Source organism: Novosphingobium resinovorum, assembly GCF_036352595.1.
In the GTDB taxonomy this organism is placed as follows: domain Bacteria; phylum Pseudomonadota; class Alphaproteobacteria; order Sphingomonadales; family Sphingomonadaceae; genus Novosphingobium; species Novosphingobium resinovorum_B.
Map to the genome: position 1 here is coordinate 138,819 of NZ_JAZFAX010000009.1, position 20,254 is coordinate 159,072.

Below are 20,254 nucleotides of genomic sequence, written 5' to 3' on the forward strand. Positions count from 1 at the left end.
TAGAAGCACGCGATGACAGTTCCGGGACAGCTCCTGTCACATCACTGTCGGAATAGCCCGATAGCGCGGCCGCCATGCACGATTTTCCATGGCACCGCCGCGCAGTGCTCGGCGCGATGGCCGCGCTCGGTACGCAGGCCCTTCCCCGATTCGATGCGTTTGCCGCCGTTTCGGACCCGTTCGCGCTAGGTGTCGCCAGCGGCGATCCCGCTGCGGACGGCTTCGTGCTGTGGACGCGCCTCGTCGGTCCGGCCGGCGCCCCGCTTCCCCCGCGCGCCGTGCCGGTCCGCTTCGAGGTGGCCGAGGACGAGGCGTTCCACCGGATCGTGCGGACCGGCACCGCGATCGCTCGCCCCGAGGCAGCCCACAGCGTCCATGTCGAACTCGGCGGACTGCGTCCGGGGCGCACTTACTGGTATCGCTTCCATTCATTGAGCGCGACCAGCCCGGTCGGCCGCACGAAGACGGTGCCGGCGAACGCCGACCGCCTGCGCCTCGCGATGACCTCGTGCCAGCATTGGGAACTCGGCTGGTTCCGCGCCTATCGCGACATGATCGCGGCCGCGCCGGACCTCATCGTGCAGGTCGGCGACTACATCTACGAGCAGGCATACCCCGATCAGCCGAAAGTGCGCAGCTTCGGCGCCGCCGATCCCACCGACCTCGACGGCTATCGCGCACGCTACGCGCTCTATCGCAGCGACCCGGACCTGCGCGAGGCGCATCGGCTGTTCCCCTGGCTGGTGACCTGGGACGACCATGAAGTGCTCAACGACTACGCGGCCCTCGCCAACCGCGAGGGCCTGCCACCGGACGTCTTCGCCCCGCGCCGCGCCGCCGCCTATCAGGCCTACTTCGAGCATATGCCGATCCGCCCCAGCCTGTGGCGATCGCGTCCGGCTCCCAGGCTGTTCAGAGGGGTGGACTGGGGGGAACTTGCCTCGCTTTCGATGCTCGATACCCGGCAGTATCGCAGCGCGGCGGCCTGCGCCAAGCCTTACGTCGCGCGCAACGTGAAACTCGACCACTGCGCCGAGCGCCTCGGCGCTGGCCGCTCGATGCTGGGCGACGTGCAGGAAGCATGGCTCGCCGACCGGCTGAGCCGGGAGAGGCGGCCATGGACCCTGCTTGCACAAGGCGTATTCTTCGCGCCACTCGCGCTCGATGGAACGGGTGACACCTTCTGGGCGGACCAGTGGGATGGCTATCCGGCCGGTCGCGACCGCTTGCTGGACCAGATGGCGCAGCCTTCGGTCAACTGCCCCGTCGTGCTGAGCGGAGACATTCACAGCTTCTGGGTCAACGACCTGCGGCGCGGCGACGCGCATCGCGGCATCGTGGGCACGGAAATCGTCACTTCGGCGCTCGCCGCGCAATCGCCGCCGCAGGGCCGCTTCGGCGATGTCCTGACCAACAATTCCCACATCCGCTTCAGCGACGTAGACCACACCGGATACGTGCTTCTGGAAATGGACCGGCAGAGAATGACCGCGCAACTTCGCCGCATCGACGCGCATCGCCCCGATGCCCGGGCGAGCGTATTGGCGACGGTCACCCAGGATTCGCGCGCCAAGGGTCACCCAGCCACGGTCACGCCCTAGAGGCAAGTCAGTGCCGGGGAAATGCTCCGCCCACAAAGCGAAGGGCGACGCTGCGCGCCTGCATCACTTCGGCGACGACGGCCTCATTCGGCCAGCCGGCACGGGGCAGCACGGAGGTCAGGCTGCGAACGGCGCCTTTCAGGTGGATGACACATTGCCGGCGAAAATCGGGGGCACCCGCCTCGTCCTCAGCCACTTGCGAAAGGCGCCTCGCCAGCGCCGAGACGGCGGCGGCGGCGTCTTCATTCCTGCCAAGCATGAGCCAGTTTTCAGCGGCATTGGTGGTCGCGACCACCAGCATCGGCGCCGCCTCGCAGCGCATCGCGATCCCGACACATGCCAGGTCGAACAGCCGGGTCGCCTCTTGCAGGGCCGCACCGTAGAGACGGTCGGCATCGCCCCAGCGGCGGCCCGCGAAAGCCACGTTGGCGAAGCGGTTGAGGCGCCTCCAATGCCGGTCATCCAGCGGTCGATCGGAGGGCTGATGCACGAACGTTCCTTTTTGGGCTTGCATATGCGACTGCTTCGCATTAGCTTTTATTTCGTGGCTTGCTTCTCTCGTCAAGCCTCAAGCCCGAAGGAACGCTTGTCATGGGGCGTTCCTTCCATCCTGTGATCCTTGGCCGGAGCGGCTCCTTGCCTTGCTCGCTCCGGCCACTTCTTGCGATCCGGGGTAACGCACCCTTCACCGGTCGCAGTGTCTCCAGGGATGCGATGACGCTCCGCAGATCACTATTGCGAATCCTTTGCATCAAGGTTAGCCGCGCTTTCGATGCGCACCAATGCAGCCGCCCTTACCCAGATGCTGCTCAACGAGCGCGGCGCCCTTGTCCGCTTGGCGCAGCGCATCGTGGGCAGCGCGCCGGCGGCCGAAGACGTTGCCCAGAGCCTCTGGTTCCGGGTGCAACGGATCGAGGATGAGCCTCCCATACTCGACAAGCGGGCGTTCCTGTACCGGCTGGTCACCAATCTCGCCACGGACCATGTCCGGGCCGCGACCCGCCACGGGCGGATCTTCGAAAGTGGGGAACTGCCGACCGAAGTGAAGGCCGACCTGCCCTCGGCCGAAACCCGTATGGTGGACAAGGAGCGGCTGCGGCGGCTCGAAGCGGCGCTGGAGGAATTGCCGCTGCGCTGCCGGCAGGTCTTCACCTTGCGCCGCATCGACGGATTGCCCGTGCAGGAGGTGGCCGAACGGCTCGGGATCACGCCCAATGCGGTTGCGAAGCACGTACGCATCGCCGTGCGGCACTGCCATGCCAGGCTTCAGGATGATACGGACGCATGACTCGTTGCAGCGAACAGTCCCGGTCCGCGCCTGTCGAACGTCTCACCTGTGATGACCCGAAGGACACATGCCGGTGATGCCTGACACGCCCATTCCGAAGGAAATCGCCGATGAGGCAGCGCGCTGGTTCGCGGATCGCGACAGCGGCCTGCTGGAAAGCGATGCCGCGCTGAATGCCTGGCTCGACGCCGATCCTCGCCATGCGCTGGCCTTTGCGGAAATGGAGATCGTCTGGTCCGATCTCGGCGCGGCGCAAGTGCCTCGGGGCGTTCGCGCCTCCCTGGCCGCGCCGGGCACGCCCGGGATCATCGCACCGGTCTTCTCCCGGCGATGGGTGCCCATGGCGCTGGCGGCCAGCGTGGCACTGATGATCGTCGGCGGGGTGGGCGGCGGGGTGGGCGACTGGCCCACCCGTCTTCAGGCCGACGCGATGACGGCGACGGGAGAACAGCGCGCCATCGACCTGCCGGACGGTTCGCGCATCATGCTCAACACGCACAGCGCGGTGGCGATAGACTATACCGCCGGCCAGCGCGCTATCCGGCTGCTGACGGGGGAAGCCGCCTTCACCGTCGCGGCCAACCCCGCTCGGCCTTTCGTCGTCGAGGCGAACGGCGGCACGACCACCGCGCTCGGCACCCGTTTCATCGTACGCGAAGACGATGACATGACCCGCGTGACCGTCACCGAGCACCGCGTGCGCGTGACCTTCCCGATGGATCGCGGCGCGGCGGCCATCGTGGGCGAAGGACAAAGCATCACTTATGGCGGCGGCAAGGGCATGGGCGCACCGGAAAGCGGCAAGGCCGCCGATGCCGACGCCTGGACGCAGGGGCTGCTGACTTTCGAGAACCGACCGCTTGCGCAGGTCGTTTCGGAACTCGGCCGATACCACAAGGGCTATATCCAGGTCGTCGGTGCCAGAGCGCGAGACAGGCGGGTGAGCGGCGTGTTCAACGTCAACGATCCGGCGGGCGCGGTGGATAAACTGCAGGCTTCGCTGGGCCTGCGATCGATGCGAGTGACCGACAGGCTCATCTTCATCTACGACTGACCTGTCCGCTCGTGCGCAGCGGGTTCAGAAAAATGTCCGGATCGAAGTCCCGTTCGCGGCCCCTCACGCGTCAAACACATAAGAGCGCGTCGCATTAGCGAAATCGCGCTCCCATTCGCACACGATTTCCTGGGGGTTCCTTTTTCCGTGATTCCGAACTTCATGCGCCGCGCAGACCGCAGCCTCGTCATCGGCCTGCTGGCCACTACCGTCATGCTCCCGGCCGGGCTGGCCGCGATGCCGGGCACCGTCCTGGCGCAGTCGGCCGCCACTTACGACATTCCGGCAGGCTCGCTGTCCGCTGCGCTCAACCATCTGGCGCGTCAGGCGCGGATCGAACTGGTCTACGACGCCCCGCTCACCCAGGGCGTCTCCACTGCCGGGATCAAGGGCAGTTTCGGTCCCGCCGAGGCCCTCTCCCGGCTGCTCGCGGGAACCGGCCTCACCTTCCGGCAGACCGCGCCGCGCACCTATACCATCGAAAGAGCGCCCGAAGCTGCCTCCGGCGCCACCCGGCTTGGCCCGGTGCGCGTCCAGGGCAGTGATGAAGCGGCGACGGGCAGCGGCACCGACGGCGCGGCGCTGGCTCTCACCATGACCGAGGGCACGAAGTCCCTCGCCGGGCAATACGCGCAAGTCGGCGGCAAGTCCGCCGAGCGCCTGCGCGACATTCCCCGCAGCGTCACCGTGCTGACCGCGCAGGAGATCGAGGACAAGGACATCACCACCGTCACCGCCGCACTCGACCAGGTGACCGGCATCTACGTGGCCTCTTACAATACCCGCACGCCGGTGTTCTATTCGCGCGGCTTCCTGTTGCAGAACCTGACGATCGACGGCGGCAGCCCGATGCGCATGCATGACGGCCTGCAGTCGATCATCAACGGCGTCGGCCTGCCCAACCTTCTCGCTTACGACCACGTCGAGGTCATGCGCGGCGCCGACGGGCTCTATTCGGGAAACGGTGACGCCAGCGGCACCGTCAACCTTGTGCGCAAGCGCCCCACGGCCGAGCGCCAGATCAAGTTCGCCGCTTATGCCGGAAGCTGGGACAACTACCGCGCGGAACTCGACGTCGGCGGGCCGCTCAATGCATCGGGCACGCTGCGCGCCCGCGTGGTGGCGGGGTGGCAGGACGCGGATTCCTATTTCACCGGGGCCTATACCAAGGACAAGTTCGGCTACGGCATCATCGAATGGGATGCCGGGGCGCACACCACCCTCTCGGCCGGCGCCAGCTACGATGACCTGAATGCACAGAAGTACGAACGCAGCCTGGCCTGGCGCTCGGGCAGCCTCGGCACGCCGGAGAACCTGCCGATCCTGTCGAAGCGGGATTCGTGGATGCCCGAATGGGCCTACGACAAAGCCAAGACCCTGCAGTACTTCGCCAAGGTTAGCCACGATTTCGGCGCCGACTGGAACCTGACGGTCAACGTAACCCGCAGCGAGGTCGATTCCGACGAGCTTTACGGATATTACGGCATCGGCATCAATTCCGACGCCGCAGTCCCCAGCGGCTACCTCATGCGCTGGATGTCGCACGGCTATTCCAACCAGACGATGGCCGACGCGAACCTGAAGGGCAAGTTCACCCTGTTCGGCCAGCAGCACGACCTCGCCGTGGGCGCGAACTGGTCGCGCAGCCAGGCCAATTCGACCAACCCGATCGGCGGCATCGCGGGCGTGACGGTTGAGGAATACCTGACCTATTACCGCTACGCCAAGCCGACCAAGGCCGAAATCGCGACCTGGAGCGGCTATGGCGAATGGGGAAGTGTCTATAGCGAAGACGGCTGGGTCACGAGCCGCTACGGCTTCTGGGGCACGCTGGGCATGCACATTGCCGATCCGGTAAAGGTGATCGTCGGCGGCCGCTACAGCCGCAACGAGAACTTCCGTGGCCAGTCGATCGGCAAGTTCGTACCCTATGGCGCCGTCACCTACGAAGTCTCGCCCGACTGGACGACCTATGCCAGCTACTCCGAGATCTTCGAGCCGATGCAGAACATCGTGCCGATCGGCCAGTGGTACGAAGACGCCGCGAAGATCACCTTTTCCGACAAGCCGACCACCGGCCGGAACTTCGAGGGCGGCGTCAAGGGCGACCTGAAGAACGGCGCGCTGCAGGCGGCATTCTCGGTGTTCTATATCGAGAAGAACAACGTCTACGTGAACGACGAGACACAGGGCCAGGTCGTCATCGCCGGCTACGGCACCACTTATATGCAGCAGGTGGCCAAGCTCCAGACCAGCAAGGGCTTCGATGCCGAACTGAAAGGCGCACTCACCCGGAACTGGCAGATTTCCGCCGGCTACACCTTCAACGTCACCAAGAACAAGGAAGACGGCGGCGAGCCCATCCTGCTCTGGGCGCCCAAGCACTCGGCACGCGTGTGGAGCACCTATCAGCTTCCCGGCGCGCTGGCGGGGCTGCGCCTCGGCGCCGGTGTGCGCGTGTTCGGCAACTCCGACTTGCGCAAGGGTTACGCGGTGATCGGCGCCAGTGCCGACTATGAGATCGACCGTCACCTGACTCTGGGCGTCTACCTCGACAACCTCGCCAACGAGACCTACCGCGTCTCCACCAGCAGTTCGGCGACCTACGGCAATCCGCGCAATTTCATGGTGACGCTACGCGGATCCTACTGAGACCATGCCGAGCGCGAAATCTCCCGGCTTTCGCCAATCGATGGCGGCGCTGCACACCTGGACCGGACTCCTTCCGGGATGGCTGCTCTATGCAGTCTTCCTTTTCGGGACCACGGCCTATTTCCAGCAGGAGATTTCGCGCTGGATGCGCCCGGAAATGTCCGGGCCGCTATCCCTTGCCCGCGTGCTGCCCGCCGCCGATGCGCTTCTGCGGCAAAGGGCGGGCGGCGCGCGCGAATGGACCGTCTCACTGCCCGTGCGCAGCGGACAGGTGGTGCGCGTGACGTGGGCGGGGGGCCATGGCTCTGCGGCGGACGGCAAGGTGACGCTCGATCCCGCCACCGGGCGCGAAATCTCCGTACGCGATACGCAGGGTGGCAGCTTCCTCTACGGCTTTCACTACAATCTCTACGCCATGCCCCGCCTCTGGGCGCGCATCGCCGTATGCGCGGCCGCAATGGCCATGCTGGTCGCGATTCTTTCCGGCGTGGTGACGCACAAGAAGATCTTTGCCGATTTCTTCACCTTGCGGTTCAACAAGGGACAGCGCAGCTGGCTCGACAGCCACAACGTCACCGCCGTGCTGGCCCTGCCGTTCCACCTGATGATAACCTACACCGGACTGGCAGCCTTGCTGTTCACGCTGATGCCCTGGGCGATCTTCGCGAACTTCGCCGACCAGTCCACGTTCCACGACACCGCCTATCCCGATCCTCCCGCGCTCCCCGCTTCGGGAGAGGTCCGCCCGGTGATGCCGCTGCAACCTCTGGTACATCGTGCGCAGGCCGTATGGGCAAGCCAGGGCTGGAGCGGCTCTGTCGGCGGGGTCACGATCACCAATCCCGGCGACGCGAACGCTGCTGCGGCAATCCGGGCCGGCAGGGATCACCTCGGAGCGCCAGTCTCACCCCTGATCCTGTCAGCGAGCGACGGGCGGCTGCTTTACAGCGCACCGCAGGAAAGCGGCGCCCGCGGTGTGCAGAGCGTGATGATCCTCCTCCACCTGGGCACGCTTGCCGATACGTATTTGCGCTGGCTCTATTTCGCGTCGAGCGTCATGGGCACCGCGATGATCGCAACCGGGCTGGTGCTCTGGACCGTAAAGCGCCGCGCGCGTCTGCCCGATCCCGACCACCCGCCCTTCGGCTTCCGACTGGTCGAGCGGCTCAACATCGGCATGATGCTGGGCCCGATGGCAGGGATGGCCGTTTATTTCCTCGCCAATCGCCTGCTGCCGCTGGAGCTTGCCCGGCGCGACGAGCGGGAAATCGCATGCCTGTTCGCGGCATGGGGCGCCGTGATCACCTGGGCATTCCTGCGCCCTGCACCCCGGGCCTGGATCGAGATGCTCGCAGTCTGCGCCTTGCTTTACGGGCTGGTCCCTATGGTCAATGCCCTGACCACCACGCGCGGTCTGGCGCGCAGTCTTGCTGCGGGGCAATGGGTCTACGCTGGCTTCGACCTCATCATGCTCGCGGCCGCCATCGCGCTGGGTTTCGGCGCGGGGCGCCTTGCAACCCGCCGCCAACGCGCCTTGCCGCGCCGCAGCCGCGGCGCGAAGGCGGAAACGGCATGAGCGGTCCGCTCGCACGCTCCCGGCCTTGCGCTGTTCTTCACACGTCGGTCCCGCTGGCCGGACGCGCGCCCAGCCGGTATTCCGATCAGCCTCTTTCGCCCGGGACGCGTCTGGTCGGGCTGGGCGGAACCATGGGAGTCGCGCTCGTGCTTTGCGCCGGACTGTTCCTGAGCTGGCGCGGCTACACGCCTGCTCCCCCTCCCGCGAGCATCGCCGCCTTCGACGTCGCTCCGCCTGCCGCTCCGCCCCGGCCGGTGCGTGAGGTGCCGCCAGGCCCGGAGCAAGTGAAGCGAGACAAGTCCGTGACCCGGCCGGAAAGGATCGCGCCGGAACCACCGCAGATCGCGCTACCAAGCGAAAACACCGTGATCGCGGCCCTGCCCTCTCCACCGACACCACAGCCCGGCGCCCCGGTGAAGGAAACGACCGCCCCGGTCAGCACGCCCGCACCGCCCGCGCCCCGGGTGTCGAGTTCCCGGCCCACCTGGCATGGCCTCGTCCTCGGCGCGCTGGAAAAGGTGAGGCGTTACCCCCGCGACGCCCGCTTCGCGCGTCAGCAAGGGGTGCCCTACATCCGCTTCACGATGAACCGGCGCGGCAAAGTGCTGTCCGCCGTGCTCGAGCGGTCATCGGGATACCGCTCGCTCGATCAGGAGGCACTGGCCCTTCCCCGGCGTGCCGAGCCCCTGCCCCCGCCGCCCGATGACGTACCGGGAGACCCGATCGAGTTGCTCGTACCCGTCGAGTTTTTCATGCGATGATCGTCACAGCCCTGGCCTCAGGCGGCAGCGAAGGAGACATCACGCACCTTCACATGCTGCCGGTTGCGGGCAAGATGCGCTTTTTCCTTATCGTACCGGTGTAATGCGCCGGGATTGGAGATATGCCGCGTGCCATGAACTCCCGGACCATCTCCCCGAGCCGATCGAAGTCGCACGAGACGATCAACGTGGTCGATGCTGCCCGCAGCGTGATCGCGGCGAAGGGTGCGGCGGGCATGAGCCTGCGCACCGTCGCGGAGGAGGCGGGTACTTCCGTCGGCGCGATCAGCTATCGCATCGGAGACCGGGCCGCCCTGATCGCGGCCGTCGTGGACCGCGAGATCGAACTGATCGCCGAGACGCGCGCGCAGTGGCGTGTCCGTCTCGGCGACCTCGATCCCCTGGCCGCAGGCATCCTGCCTGACCTGGTCTGCGAGTGGCTGGACGAAGGCGCACGGGGACGGCGTACCTCGGCGATCGTGACCTGCGAACTCGCCCTGATGGCCAGCCGCGATCCCCGGGCGCTTCCTGCGATCGGCACCTTGCTGGGCGGGGCCGAAGGTCTCTGGCGCGATCTGCTTTCGCGATCGGCAGAAGGGGAAAGGCTGGCACGCCTGATCGCCCGGTATTGCCTCGACGAACAGGTCTTTTCGATCCTCCTCGCGGATGAGACCGACTACCGCCTCCTGCGCCATTCGACCATCCGGGGCATGCTTCGCAGAAGCCCGGCCACCGCCGATCCTGCCTCTTCATGGCACATGACCCTGATCGAGCGATTGGCCGTGCCGGCAGCAACGGCGTACGACGAAGCCTCGCCGGTCCCGAAGGGAATGAAGAGGACCATCGCCGGGCATATCGCCGATATCATCGTCAGCCACGGCGTGGGTGCCCTGTCGCATCGCACGGTGGCGCAAACGGTCGGCATCGCCACCTCCAGCGTGGCGCATCACTTCCCGGCACAGCGCGACATTCTCTTCGCCGGGGTCGAGGCCGTCTATCGCCGTCTGCGTAGCCATATCCACGCGGCTGGCGAGCGGCCGGGCAACGGTGACATCATCCGGCTCACGCATGAATGCGCGCTCGCGGCGCTGAGCGACCCGGCGTTCCGCCCTTTCGCGATCGACATGCGCCGCCGCCGTGCCGAGAACGTCCACGCCCTTTACGCCGAATGGCTGGGCATTCCCGAAAACTCCGACCGCGCACGGGTGCAGGCGATGGTCATGGCGTCGATCGGCAACGGCCTTCTCATGCTGGCCACCGAGGGCGACTGGCCGGACATGCGCGCCCTGGTCGACACTCTGCGATGAACCGTACGATCGTTTTTATACAACGTAATTTAGCTTTATAAATACAGCATAATCGTCCTGAAAGAGTCACAAACAGAGCTTAGAGGCGCGTTCCGAAGACCCCCGGTCACCAGGACGGAGCCCTCCCATGTCTGCTTTCCATCGCAAGCGTACCCTTCACCTTGTCTCGACCATTCTGGCTGGGGCGATCGCGCCCTGCTGGGCATTCGCGGCGCAGGCCGAGGAAGCCCGCGCCGCGGACGACGCGCTTCCCGAAATCACCGTGACGGCAGAGCGCCGCGCGGAAAGCAGCCAGAAGGTGCCGCTGGCGATCCAGTCGATCGATGGCGAGACGCTGGCCAGGACCGGCTACACCTCGGTCACCGACCTGCAGTACACGATGCCGGGCGTGCAGTACGATCCCACCCAGGGCGCTGCATTCCAGATCCGCGGCGTGGGCAGCACCTCCTTCGACTTTTCCAATGCCAAGTCGGTCAGCGTCGTCGTCGACGACGTGGTGATGGACGGCCAGCGCGCCAACGGCCTGACCGGGCTTGTCGATATCGATCGGGTCGATGTGCTGATGGGCCCGCAAGGGACGCTGTTCGGGAAGAATGCCACGTCGGGCGTGATCGCAGTCTCCACCACCAGGCCCAAGCTCGACGAATGGTCGCTGCGTGCCAGCGCCAGCTTCGGCGAGCATGACGAGCGCATCCTCAATGCCACGGCCAACGTGCCGCTGGGTCCGATCGCAGCCTTGCGCGTGTCCGGCTTCGACCAGGCGTTCGACGGCTTCGGTCGCAACGTGACGCTGAACCGCAAGGTCGGTTCCCAGCATGAGTACGGCGGCCGCGCCAGGCTCTATCTCGAACCCTCGGATGGCTTCAACCTGACGCTTTCGGGCGACTACGCCTATCACTGGGACAGCAGCGTGCGTACGCCGGTCTCGGGTCAATCGGCAGAGGTCACCGCGATCCTCAACGAACTGGGCGTATACCCCGGCCCCAAGAGCGCAGACACGGCAGACTCCTCGTTCGGCCAGATCGTGACCGAGGAATGGGGCACCTCGCTGCGCGCCAATGCCAAGCTCGGCGATCACGACCTGACCTCGATCACCGCCTATCGCGCCACGCGCTATGACAACTGGACCCCCGCAAGCCTCACGCCCTACGATCGCTACGCCTACATCCCGTTCAACCTGGGCCAACTGGACACCGACAAGTTCAGCCAGGAAATCCACCTCGCCTCGCCGACCGGCGGCTTCGTGGAGTACCTCGTCGGCGCGTTCTACAATCGCCTGCACGCGCGCCAGACGCAGTTGCAGTGGTCCACCGGCGGGCAGCCGCTTTACGACTCCACCGGCACGCCGCTGCCGACCCTGATCGCGCTGACCGGCGCGATCGGCGAGGACGGCAATGCCTCCCTGTTCGATTCCGTGAACGAAACCATGGCGGCATTCGGGCAGCTCAAGTTCAACTTCACCCCGCGCCTCGCCCTCACGCTCGGCGGCCGCTTCACGCATGACAACAATTCCCAGAGCATCGACTATGTCTACATCGATCCGGAACCGATCGCCGGATACACGCCCGGCTTCACCGCCTCGAGCGCCGCGCCTGCCTACGATTTCGGCCGGGTCAAGGGGAACAACTTCTCGTTCCGCATCGCACCGACCTATCAGCTGGCCGACAACGTCATGGTCTATGCGACCTATTCCACCGGCTACAAGCCGGCAGGCATCGCCTTCGTCGGCAACAAGTACGCCCCTTATGAGGACGAGACGGTCAAGGCCTGGGAGGCAGGCATCAAGTCGGAATGGTTCGGCCGGCGCCTGCGCTTCAATCTCGACGCGTTCCGTTCGGACTTCAAGGATTTCCAGGCGACGATCCTGACCCAGATCCCGGACGGCGCCGGGGGCACCATCAATGCAACGGTGATCGGCAATGCGGGCGGCCTGCGCACGCAGGGCATCGAGGGCAGCCTGGTGGTGCAGCCCATGCGCGGCCTGCAATTGTCGGGTGCGCTGACCTACACCGATGCCAAGTTCACCAGCTACGTCTACAACGCCACGACCAACTACACCGGTTCGCGCCTCACGAACTCGCCGGAATGGTCAGGTACAGCGGCGATCGATTACGATCATGAGTTCGACTCGGGGCTCGGCTTCAAGGCCCATGCCGACTATGCCTATCGCAGCGAGTACTGGACCGTCGTAGGCCAGCCGGACTACTCGCATGTGCCTGGGTACGGTCTCGTCAACGGCCGCCTCAGCGTGACCCTGCCCCATCGTCCGGTCGAGATCGGCGTCTACGCACGCAACCTGTTCGACAAGTACTTCTCGACCGGCTGGCAGCAATACGGCGCGCTGGGGCTCCTGCACTACATCTCGCCCAACGCGCGCCGCACCGTCGGCGGCTTCGTCAACGTCAACTTCTGAACGCAGGCAGGCCGGGTCGGACGTCCGGCCCGGCCTGCCGCCTATTTGCGATCCCGGAGATATTCCATGACCACTCGCCGCGCATTACTCGTCGGTGCCCCGACGGGCCTGCTGGCTGCGCAGTCCGCTTTCGCACCCTCCGCGCTGGCCGCGGCGATGGGTGGATCCGGCAGCAATGTCGGCGCCCTCGAACGGATGATGGTGAAGACGCTCGCAGGCGAACTCGGCGACCCGACCGTCGCGCGCCTGCTGGCATCGCACATCACCGAGGCAGGCTTTCGCTGGGACTATCCGACGTTTCCGGCCCGCGATGCGGACAGCGTCGTCGCCTACAGCTTCGGCTATCGTTCGGCGACCGGCAAGGTCGATCCCGACACCGGCCTCTCGGACGGCGCGGAGACGCCGGAGCCAGGGCCGGTCAACACCTTGCTGGCACAGGCGGCGCAGGCCATTGCCGCCTTGCGCCATGTACGCGTCTATGCCCAGTGGGAAATCGCGCAAGTCCTGGCCGAGCAGCACGGCATGAAAGATGTCGTCCCGATCCACCCGGCCAAGGGCCCCGACGGCAAGACGATCTACCTCAGCACCGACGGTGTCGCCAAGGCGGTGGTGGCTCATGCCGGTTCGGCACAGGCGCTGGGCAAGGTCGCGGTCGTCGGCCACCGCGACCATGTGAAACGCTGCGTGCTCGTCTCACAGGCCAATGGAATGGCCGCTGCCGCCGCGCGCGAGGTGCCATTGCCCGTACAGTACGACCCCCAGTCCGCCCAGCCCTGGACCCGCCGCCGCGACGCCTATTTGCTAAGCGACCTGATCGCGCAGCTCTCGATGACGCGCAATCGGGTCATCGCCGAGCTATCACGCTAAGCGGCGAGGCGCCCTCCCCATCAACCGCGGGCGCCTCGATCATGCCTTTCCGAAAATCCTGGTGCGATCGCCACCCTCGCTGACTGCCTGCAGGGAACGTCGCGGCCGAACTCAGCTTGTGGAAACGGATCGAACCATCTGCTTCAGCTACTGACCGGGAGAATGACAATGCGAAAGATCACCGCGACTGCCTTGATGACCGCGCTGGCGCTGATGGGATCGCCCGCCATGGCCCGGGAACTGGCGACGCTGACCCGCCTCGATGCCTCGACCGTGGAACTGAGGCGCGACGATACAGGTGTACAATCTGGCCCGATGACGGTGTGGATCAGCGCCGACACCGTGCTCGACAAGGGCGACCGGCGCTTTGCAACCGCCAGCGAGGATGCGACGCTCAAGCTGCCGATCGCGGCGACGGACCGGCGCTACGTGATCCTCGAAGGGAAAGGCGGCAAGGGCCGTACCGTCGTCGCCGAGCGCGCGCTGCCGCTGCAGCAGGGCAGCAACTTCCGCGACGTCGGCGGCTACGTCACCAAGGACGGGCATACGGTGAAGTGGGACAAGGCGTTCCGCTCGGGCGCGATGCCGCTGCTGACCGATGCGGACTATGCACTCCTCGGCCAGTTAGGCATCGGCAACGTCGTCGACTTGCGCTCGATCGAGGAGCGCGAGGTCGCGCCGGACCAGCTCGACGACAAGCTGGGGGCGCTGTTCATCGCCAACGACTATTCGCTGAAGCCGCTGATGGCGAAGATGGGCCAGGGCGGCGGCGAGAACATGTATGCCGGCATGGAAAAGATGCTGGCGCCGCAGTTCCGCTCGCTGTTTCGCCGCCTGATCGCGGACGAGGGCGCGGTAGTCTACCATTGCTCGGCCGGGCAGGACCGCACCGGCATGGCGACGGCGCTGCTCTACGACGTGCTCGGCGTCGATCGCGAGACGATCCTGAAGGACTACCACCTCTCCACCGAGCTGCGCCGCACGCAGTTCGAGATGCCCAAGGTCGATCCCAAGGACTATCCGAACAACCCGATCCTGAAGTATTACGTCGCGGGCGAGGACGGCAAGCCGCGCAAGGCGGAGCCGCTCTATACGCCGTCCGGTGCCTCGCATCTGGCGCAGTTCTTCACCTACCTCGACAAGGAGTACGGCGGTTCGGAAGCCTACCTGCGCACGCTCGGCTTCACCGATGCGGACTTCGCGAAGCTGCGCAAGACGATGCTCGACTGAAGACCGCGCGGGTGTTTCACGAGAGGCCCGGGACGGAGAAGTCCCTCCGGCCCGGGCCACTGCAACAACGGTGTCATGGAGAGATCCTAACCGGATAGCTATCCTGCTAGGAGATAGCTCCGTGAACGCAACTGCCACGGCTGGCGACTACGCCCGGCCTGATATGGAAAAAGGCCTGGGAATCGCCGGACAGCTGGGCTTCGGCGCGGCGATCCTGGCGGCGATCGGCTATGTCGCCTACAGCGTCTATGCCGATGCCAGCGCCTCGGGCATGGGCGCCATCGCGCTGCTCCCGTTCCTGCTGCTCTTCGTCGCGCTGCTCATCGCACTCGGCTTCGAGTTCGTGAACGGGTTCCACGATACCGCCAATGCCGTGGCCACGGTGATCTACACCAATGCCATGCCGGCCAATGTCGCGGTGGTGTGGTCGGGGTTCTTCAACTTCCTGGGCGTCCTGCTCTCCACCGGCGCGGTGGCTTTCGGGATCGTCTCGCTGCTGCCGGTGGAACTGATCCTGCAGGTCGGCTCCAGCGCAGGCTTCGCGATGGTCTTCGCCCTGCTGATCGCGGCGATCATGTGGAACCTCGCCACCTGGTGGCTGGGCATTCCCTCGTCCAGCTCGCACACGCTGATCGGCTCGATCATCGGCGTCGGCATCGCCAACGCGATGCTGCACGGCAAGAGCGGCACCGCAGGCGTGGACTGGAGCAAGGCGACCGAGATCGGCCAGGCGCTGCTGGTCTCGCCGCTGGTCGGCTTCGGGCTTGCCGCGCTGCTGTTCCTGGCCATGAAAGTGCTGGTCCGCAACGAGGCACTCTACCAGGAGCCCAAGGGCGATACCCCGCCGCCGCTGTGGATTCGCGCGCTGCTGATCTTCACCTGCACCGGCGTCAGCTTCGCCCACGGCTCGAACGACGGACAGAAGGGCATGGGCCTCATCATGCTGATCCTGATCGGCACCGTGCCCACCGCTTATGCGCTGAACCGCGCCGTGCCGGAAAGCTACACGCAGGAATTCCATGTCGGCGCCGACAAGGCCTATGCCGCGCTGAGCAACGGCACTGTGCCGACCATGCGCCCTGCGGACGCGCGCCGCGCCGTCACCGCCTACATCGCCGACAAGGCCTACAAGCCCGAGACCGCGCCCGCCCTCGCGGTGCTGGTGAAGGACATCGACCGCCAGGTCGTCGAATACGGCTCGCTCGCAAAAGTACCCGCCGCCGCGACCGAGAACGTGCGCAACGACATGTACCTCGCCTCCGAGGGCATCAAGCGCCTGGCCAAGGACGAAGCGGCGAACCTCGACGATACGCGGATCGAGGCGGTGAACGGCTTCAAGAAATCGCTCGATGCGGGCACCCGCTTCATCCCCACCTGGGTCAAGGTGGCGGTGGCCTTCGCTCTGGGCCTCGGAACGATGGTGGGCTGGAAGCGCATCGTCGTGACGGTGGGCGAAAAGATCGGCAAGTCACACCTCACGTACGCGCAGGGCGCCTCGGCCGAACTGGTGGCGATGGGTACGATCTTCGCGGCCGACCACCTCGGCCTGCCGGTATCGACCACGCACGTACTGTCCTCGGGCGTCGCGGGGACGATGGCCGCCAACCGGTCCGGCCTGCAGATGAGCACCGTGCGCAACCTGCTGATGGCCTGGGTCTTGACGTTGCCCTGCTCGATCCTGCTGGCGGGCGGCCTCTACGCGGTATTCTCGATGGTATTCTGATGGACGGCGCCTTGCCCGGCGCTTCCCGATCCGCGGGGAGCGCGCCTGACTTCAATGCCGGTCCAGGCCTCATATGGGGCCTGGACTTCGCCGTTGACGGCATGCGCGAAGTCGCCTCGTGCGACAGCGCCGATCGCGGCGTGTTTCGCTGGCTGCACCTCAACCTCGCCGACCAGGGCACCCGCACCTGGATCGAGCACGCGGCCCTGCTCTCGCCAGCTACGCGCGAACTGCTGCTTTCGCCGGATTCCCACCAGCGCGCGCTGGTGGACGGCGATGCGGTGTGCTGCATCCTGCACGACCTCGAACGCGATTTCGACGTCGGCGACACGGCCCGCGTGGGGGCGCTGCGGGTCATGGTCATGCCGGACCTGATAATCACCGCGCGGCGGCATCCGCTGGGCTCGGCCGATATCGTGCGCCAGCGGATCGAGGGCGGGGTACGCATCGTCGGACCCGCCAGCGCGCTGGACCTGCTGGCGGGCGGCCTCAGCCAGAACATCGACGTGGTGATCCGCCGCCTCTCGGTGGAAGTCCAGACGGCCGAGGATACCTTCCTCGAAGGCCACCGACCGCCGACCAGCCAGCAGTTGCTGGGCATCCGCCGGCGGCTCGCGCAGATCCACCGCATGCTCGACGGCACGCAGCGTGTGTTCCGCCGTCTGGAGCAGGATGACGACCTGCCCGAAAACCTGCACGCCACCGTCGAGAAACTGTCCCAGCGCATGCAGGGCCTCGATGCCGACGCGCTGGCGGTGCAGGGACAGTTACGCCTGCTCCGCGACGAACTGGACCTGCAACAGGACCAGCGCACCAACCAGAACCTCTACCTGCTTTCGGTGATGACCGCGCTCATGCTGCCCGCCACGCTGGTGACGGGCCTGTTCGGGATGAACACCGGCGGCCTGCCCTTCACCGGCGGGCATGGAACGCTGGCCGCCACGCTGGTAGCCGGCGGTACGGCGCTCGCGACCTACCTGTTCCTGCGCTCCAAGGGTTTCTTCCGCTAGCCGCAAACACCTTTCAGAACACCTGCGGCACGATCATCTCGGGCGGCACCGGGTGGCGGATATAATCGGAATTGCGCACGCGATCTGGGAGGACGACGGCCGCGCGGGGCACGTCCTCATAGGGAATCTGCTCCAGCAGGTGCGCGATGCAATTGAGACGCGCACGCTTCTTGTCGACCGCCTCGACCACCCACCACGGCGCCTCGGGAATATGCGTACGCTCCAGCATCGCTTCCTTGGCGCGGGTATAGTCCTCCCAGCGGCGGCGCGATTCGACGTCCATCGGCGAGAGCTTCCACTGCTTGAGCGGATCGTGGATGCGCATGTTGAAGCGAAACTGCTGCTCGTCGTCGGTGATCGAGAACCAGTACTTCAACAGGATGATACCCGAGCGCACCAGCATGCGTTCGAATTCCGGCACCGACCGGAAGAACTCTTCCACTTCCTCCTCGGTGCAGAAACCCATCACCCGTTCCACGCCGGCGCGGTTGTACCAGCTGCGGTCGAACAGCACGATCTCCCCGGCGCCGGGCAAATGCTGGACGTAGCGCTGGAAATACCACTGCGTGCGCTCACGCTCGTTGGGAGCCGGCAACGCCGCCACGCGGCAGACGCGCGGATTGAGCCGCTGGGTGATGCGCTTGATGGCACCGCCCTTGCCCGCCGAATCGCGCCCTTCGAAGACGACGACGACCTTCAGCCCCTTGTGCTGAACCCACTCCTGCAGGCGCACCAGTTCGTGCTGCAGGCGGAAAAGCTCCCGAAAATAGGTCCGCCGCTCGATTTGCGCGCGGTCCGGATGATCCGCCATGTCGCCCAGGAGCGCTTCGAGGCGGCTTTCGTCGATCTCCATTTCCAGCTCCTCGTCGAAGCTGTCGGCGATCTCGTCCTTGATCCGGTCCATCTCGAATGAATCCGTCAGCGACATGGCATAATTCCCTTCTGAAACACCGCCGAACCTGCAGGACACCGATGACACCGGCGTGACCGATGTGGACGGCAGCTATCTTCGGACAATACCCCAGGCCGGGAACGAAGGTCGGCGCCCGAAAGCGACAGACGAAGGGGCGTCTCCGGCCACCCTGACCGGAAACGCCCCCTGCTCTTGCTCACCGCATCGACGCGCAATGGCAAGGCTTGCGTCACGCCGTGAAGCGTCGCTCGCCCCACTTCACGGAGCGTGTTTCACTGGTCGCGCCGGCGATGGTGTGCTCGGTGATGGTCGGCATGAAGTGCCATTCGCCCTGCACCGCATCGGGCCTGACCTGCATCGAGACATAGCCGCGACGGCTCGTATCCACGAACGAAAGGCCGGGATTGGCGGCCTGCATCGCCTTGCCGAGATCGGCGGGAGGCACGGCGGGCAGATAATCCTCGTAGCCTGGCGAAGTAACCGAGTGACCCGCGTATTCGACGCCCACCGCGCTGCCGTCGAACCTCAGGTTGTTACCCCAGGCATTGTGGCTGTCGCCCGAGAGGACGACGAGATTGCAGTTCGCATCGGCGGCGGCGCGCAGCAGGCGATCGCGCGCGGCGGGGTAGCCGTCCCACGAATCCATATTGAACGGCAGGCCTGCCTTCGATGCCGCAGCGATCGCCATCAGCGCCGCCGCGACCGCGGGATCACCGCCGCTGGTGGCCAGTTGCGCGATCTCCGGCGGCGCCTTGAGCGAGCCCATGACCACCTGCTGCGCCAGCACCTGCCAGCGGGTGCCGGCTTTCGCCGAGGCCGCCATGTCCTTGTAGAGCCGCCGTTCCTGCGCAGTGCCCATGAGCGTGCGCTCAGCCGCCATCCACGGCCCGTCGCGGAAGGCGGCGAGCGCCTTCATCACGTCACCCTGCCCCTTGATCGCAGCGCCGAGATCGAGTTGCTGGCTGCGGCCCGTCAGGCGGGTTTCGGGGCGGAAAAGCGTCGCCAGCGAACCGATCTGGTAGCTTTCGTAGGGCTCGTCGGAAACCGGCATCCATTCGCGGTAGGCCTTCTGCGAAGCAGCCTTGCGCACCGACCACGGGCCTTCCTTGTCCGGCGAGTGGTTTTCCGCGCCGTTTTCATAGGAATCGTTGGCACTCTCGTGATCGTCCCACTGCGCGACCATCGGAAAGTTGCGATGCAGCGCGCGCAAGTCGGGGTCCAAGCGGTAACTCGCGAGGCGCAGGCGATAGTCGGCCAGCGTCACCGTCTCGTTCAGCGGCTCGATCGGGCGGCCCGGCATCGGCTTGTCCGGGTAATGGCCGTAGTCGTACTCGTAGAAATAGTCGCCGACATGGACGATCAGGTCGAGATCGTCGCGCCGGGCGGCGTGGGCATAGGCGTTGAACCAGCCGAACGGCAGGTTGGCGCATGAAAACAGCGCGATGCCGAAGCGGCTGACGTCGCCCACCGGCAGCGTCCGGGTGCGGCCGACCTCGCTCTTGGTGCCATCAGGCGCGATGAAGCGGTAGAAGTACCACTTGCCGGGAGCGAGACCGGTGACGGTCAGCTTGGCGCAGCAGTCATGCGCGGGAGAGGCCACGACCTCGCCGCCGCCCATGACTTTGGCGAAGGCCGTGTCCTCGGCCACCTCGCAGCGCAGCGTGGTCTCGCCGCTGCCGACGTAGCGGGTCCACAGCAGCACCGAACCGGCGGCCGGCTCGCCACTGGCGACGCCGTGCGTGAAACCGCGCGCGGTCAGGATCTGGGCGATGCCGGGCGTCGAAAGCGCGGCAAGGCCGAAAGTGCCTGCCGCAAGCAGCAGGCGGCGGTCGAGAACGAGAGTCATGGGTCTGTCCTGT

Annotated in this window: 15 protein-coding genes; 12 read left to right on the plus strand and 3 right to left on the minus strand. The window is 66.1% G+C overall.

Annotation, left to right across the window (positions count from 1 at the left end; translation table 11 throughout):
• The first annotated feature begins 74 nt into the window (after positions 1–74).
• Positions 75–1,601, plus strand: coding sequence for an alkaline phosphatase D family protein (locus V2S85_RS11210; protein ID WP_330702942.1), 1,527 nt, complete (start codon positions 75–77; stop codon positions 1,599–1,601).
• 7 nt (positions 1,602–1,608) lie between these two features.
• On the opposite strand, the gene V2S85_RS11215 is transcribed toward V2S85_RS11210, so the two are convergent.
• Positions 1,609–2,091, minus strand: coding sequence for a hypothetical protein (locus V2S85_RS11215; RefSeq protein WP_330702943.1), 483 nt, complete (start codon positions 2,089–2,091; stop codon positions 1,609–1,611).
• Between the two features lie 282 nt (positions 2,092–2,373).
• On the opposite strand from V2S85_RS11215, the gene V2S85_RS11220 reads away from it, so the two are divergent.
• The 11 genes from V2S85_RS11220 (at position 2,374) to V2S85_RS11270 (ending at position 17,482) form a co-directional block, all read left to right on the plus strand.
• The gene (locus V2S85_RS11220; RefSeq protein ID WP_330702944.1) at positions 2,374–2,889 is read left to right on the plus strand and encodes an RNA polymerase sigma factor; all 516 of its coding nucleotides are present in this window, start codon (positions 2,374–2,376) and stop codon (positions 2,887–2,889) included.
• Between the two features lie 76 nt (positions 2,890–2,965).
• Positions 2,966–3,943 carry a FecR family protein gene (locus V2S85_RS11225; protein WP_330702945.1) on the plus strand — a complete coding sequence of 326 codons (978 nt, stop codon included), beginning with the start codon at positions 2,966–2,968 and terminating at the stop codon, positions 3,941–3,943.
• 162 nt (positions 3,944–4,105) lie between these two features.
• Positions 4,106–6,595, plus strand: coding sequence for a TonB-dependent siderophore receptor (locus tag V2S85_RS11230; RefSeq protein WP_330702946.1), 2,490 nt, complete (start codon positions 4,106–4,108; stop codon positions 6,593–6,595).
• Positions 6,596–6,599: 4 nt separating this feature from the next.
• Complete coding sequence (locus V2S85_RS11235; RefSeq protein WP_330702947.1) at positions 6,600–8,171, plus strand: PepSY-associated TM helix domain-containing protein; 1,572 nt, start codon at positions 6,600–6,602, stop codon at positions 8,169–8,171.
• Between the two features lie 131 nt (positions 8,172–8,302).
• Positions 8,303–8,932, plus strand: coding sequence for a TonB family protein (locus V2S85_RS11240; RefSeq protein WP_330702948.1), 630 nt, complete (start codon positions 8,303–8,305; stop codon positions 8,930–8,932).
• 134 nt (positions 8,933–9,066) lie between these two features.
• Positions 9,067–10,239: a helix-turn-helix domain-containing protein gene (locus tag V2S85_RS11245; protein WP_330702949.1), complete on the plus strand. Its 1,173-nt coding sequence runs from the start codon at positions 9,067–9,069 to the stop codon at positions 10,237–10,239.
• Positions 10,240–10,366: 127 nt separating this feature from the next.
• Positions 10,367–12,652: a TonB-dependent receptor gene (locus tag V2S85_RS11250; protein WP_330702950.1), complete on the plus strand. Its 2,286-nt coding sequence runs from the start codon at positions 10,367–10,369 to the stop codon at positions 12,650–12,652.
• Between the two features lie 66 nt (positions 12,653–12,718).
• Positions 12,719–13,519, plus strand: a complete 801-nt coding sequence (locus V2S85_RS11255; RefSeq protein ID WP_330702951.1) for a hypothetical protein — start codon at positions 12,719–12,721, stop codon at positions 13,517–13,519.
• Positions 13,520–13,687: 168 nt separating this feature from the next.
• Positions 13,688–14,749: a tyrosine-protein phosphatase gene (locus V2S85_RS11260; RefSeq protein WP_330702952.1), complete on the plus strand. Its 1,062-nt coding sequence runs from the start codon at positions 13,688–13,690 to the stop codon at positions 14,747–14,749.
• Positions 14,750–14,912: 163 nt separating this feature from the next.
• Complete coding sequence (locus tag V2S85_RS11265) at positions 14,913–16,472, plus strand: inorganic phosphate transporter (protein ID WP_330702977.1); 1,560 nt, start codon at positions 14,913–14,915, stop codon at positions 16,470–16,472.
• A gap of 101 nt (positions 16,473–16,573) precedes the next feature.
• Positions 16,574–17,482, plus strand: a complete 909-nt coding sequence (locus V2S85_RS11270) for a CorA family divalent cation transporter (protein ID WP_330702953.1) — start codon at positions 16,574–16,576, stop codon at positions 17,480–17,482.
• Positions 17,483–17,495: 13 nt separating this feature from the next.
• On the opposite strand, the gene ppk2 is transcribed toward V2S85_RS11270, so the two are convergent.
• The gene (gene ppk2 / locus V2S85_RS11275; RefSeq protein ID WP_330702954.1) at positions 17,496–18,410 is read right to left on the minus strand and encodes a polyphosphate kinase 2; all 915 of its coding nucleotides are present in this window, start codon (positions 18,408–18,410) and stop codon (positions 17,496–17,498) included.
• 214 nt (positions 18,411–18,624) lie between these two features.
• Positions 18,625–20,241 carry an alkaline phosphatase D family protein gene (locus tag V2S85_RS11280; RefSeq protein ID WP_330702955.1) on the minus strand — a complete coding sequence of 539 codons (1,617 nt, stop codon included), beginning with the start codon at positions 20,239–20,241 and terminating at the stop codon, positions 18,625–18,627.
• Between the last annotated feature and the right edge of the window lie 13 nt (positions 20,242–20,254).

Bases quoted from the DNA above. Each gene is read 5' to 3' on its own strand.
- V2S85_RS11245 (WP_330702949.1), top strand. From the start codon at position 9,067: ATGAACTCCCGGACCATCTCCCCGAGCCGATCGAAGTCGCACGAGACG.
- V2S85_RS11225 (WP_330702945.1), top strand. From the start codon at position 2,966: ATGCCTGACACGCCCATTCCGAAGGAAATCGCCGATGAGGCAGCGCGC.
- V2S85_RS11270 (WP_330702953.1), top strand. From the start codon at position 16,574: ATGCGCGAAGTCGCCTCGTGCGACAGCGCCGATCGCGGCGTGTTTCGC.
- V2S85_RS11210 (WP_330702942.1), top strand. From the start codon at position 75: ATGCACGATTTTCCATGGCACCGCCGCGCAGTGCTCGGCGCGATGGCC.
- V2S85_RS11260 (WP_330702952.1), top strand. From the start codon at position 13,688: ATGCGAAAGATCACCGCGACTGCCTTGATGACCGCGCTGGCGCTGATG.
- ppk2 (WP_330702954.1), bottom strand. From the start codon at position 18,410: ATGTCGCTGACGGATTCATTCGAGATGGACCGGATCAAGGACGAGATC.
- V2S85_RS11250 (WP_330702950.1), top strand. From the start codon at position 10,367: ATGTCTGCTTTCCATCGCAAGCGTACCCTTCACCTTGTCTCGACCATT.
- V2S85_RS11265 (WP_330702977.1), top strand. From the start codon at position 14,913: ATGGAAAAAGGCCTGGGAATCGCCGGACAGCTGGGCTTCGGCGCGGCG.
- V2S85_RS11240 (WP_330702948.1), top strand. From the start codon at position 8,303: ATGGGAGTCGCGCTCGTGCTTTGCGCCGGACTGTTCCTGAGCTGGCGC.
- V2S85_RS11255 (WP_330702951.1), top strand. From the start codon at position 12,719: ATGACCACTCGCCGCGCATTACTCGTCGGTGCCCCGACGGGCCTGCTG.
- V2S85_RS11220 (WP_330702944.1), top strand. From the start codon at position 2,374: ATGCGCACCAATGCAGCCGCCCTTACCCAGATGCTGCTCAACGAGCGC.
- V2S85_RS11235 (WP_330702947.1), top strand. From the start codon at position 6,600: ATGCCGAGCGCGAAATCTCCCGGCTTTCGCCAATCGATGGCGGCGCTG.
- V2S85_RS11230 (WP_330702946.1), top strand. From the start codon at position 4,106: ATGCGCCGCGCAGACCGCAGCCTCGTCATCGGCCTGCTGGCCACTACC.
- V2S85_RS11280 (WP_330702955.1), bottom strand. From the start codon at position 20,241: ATGACTCTCGTTCTCGACCGCCGCCTGCTGCTTGCGGCAGGCACTTTC.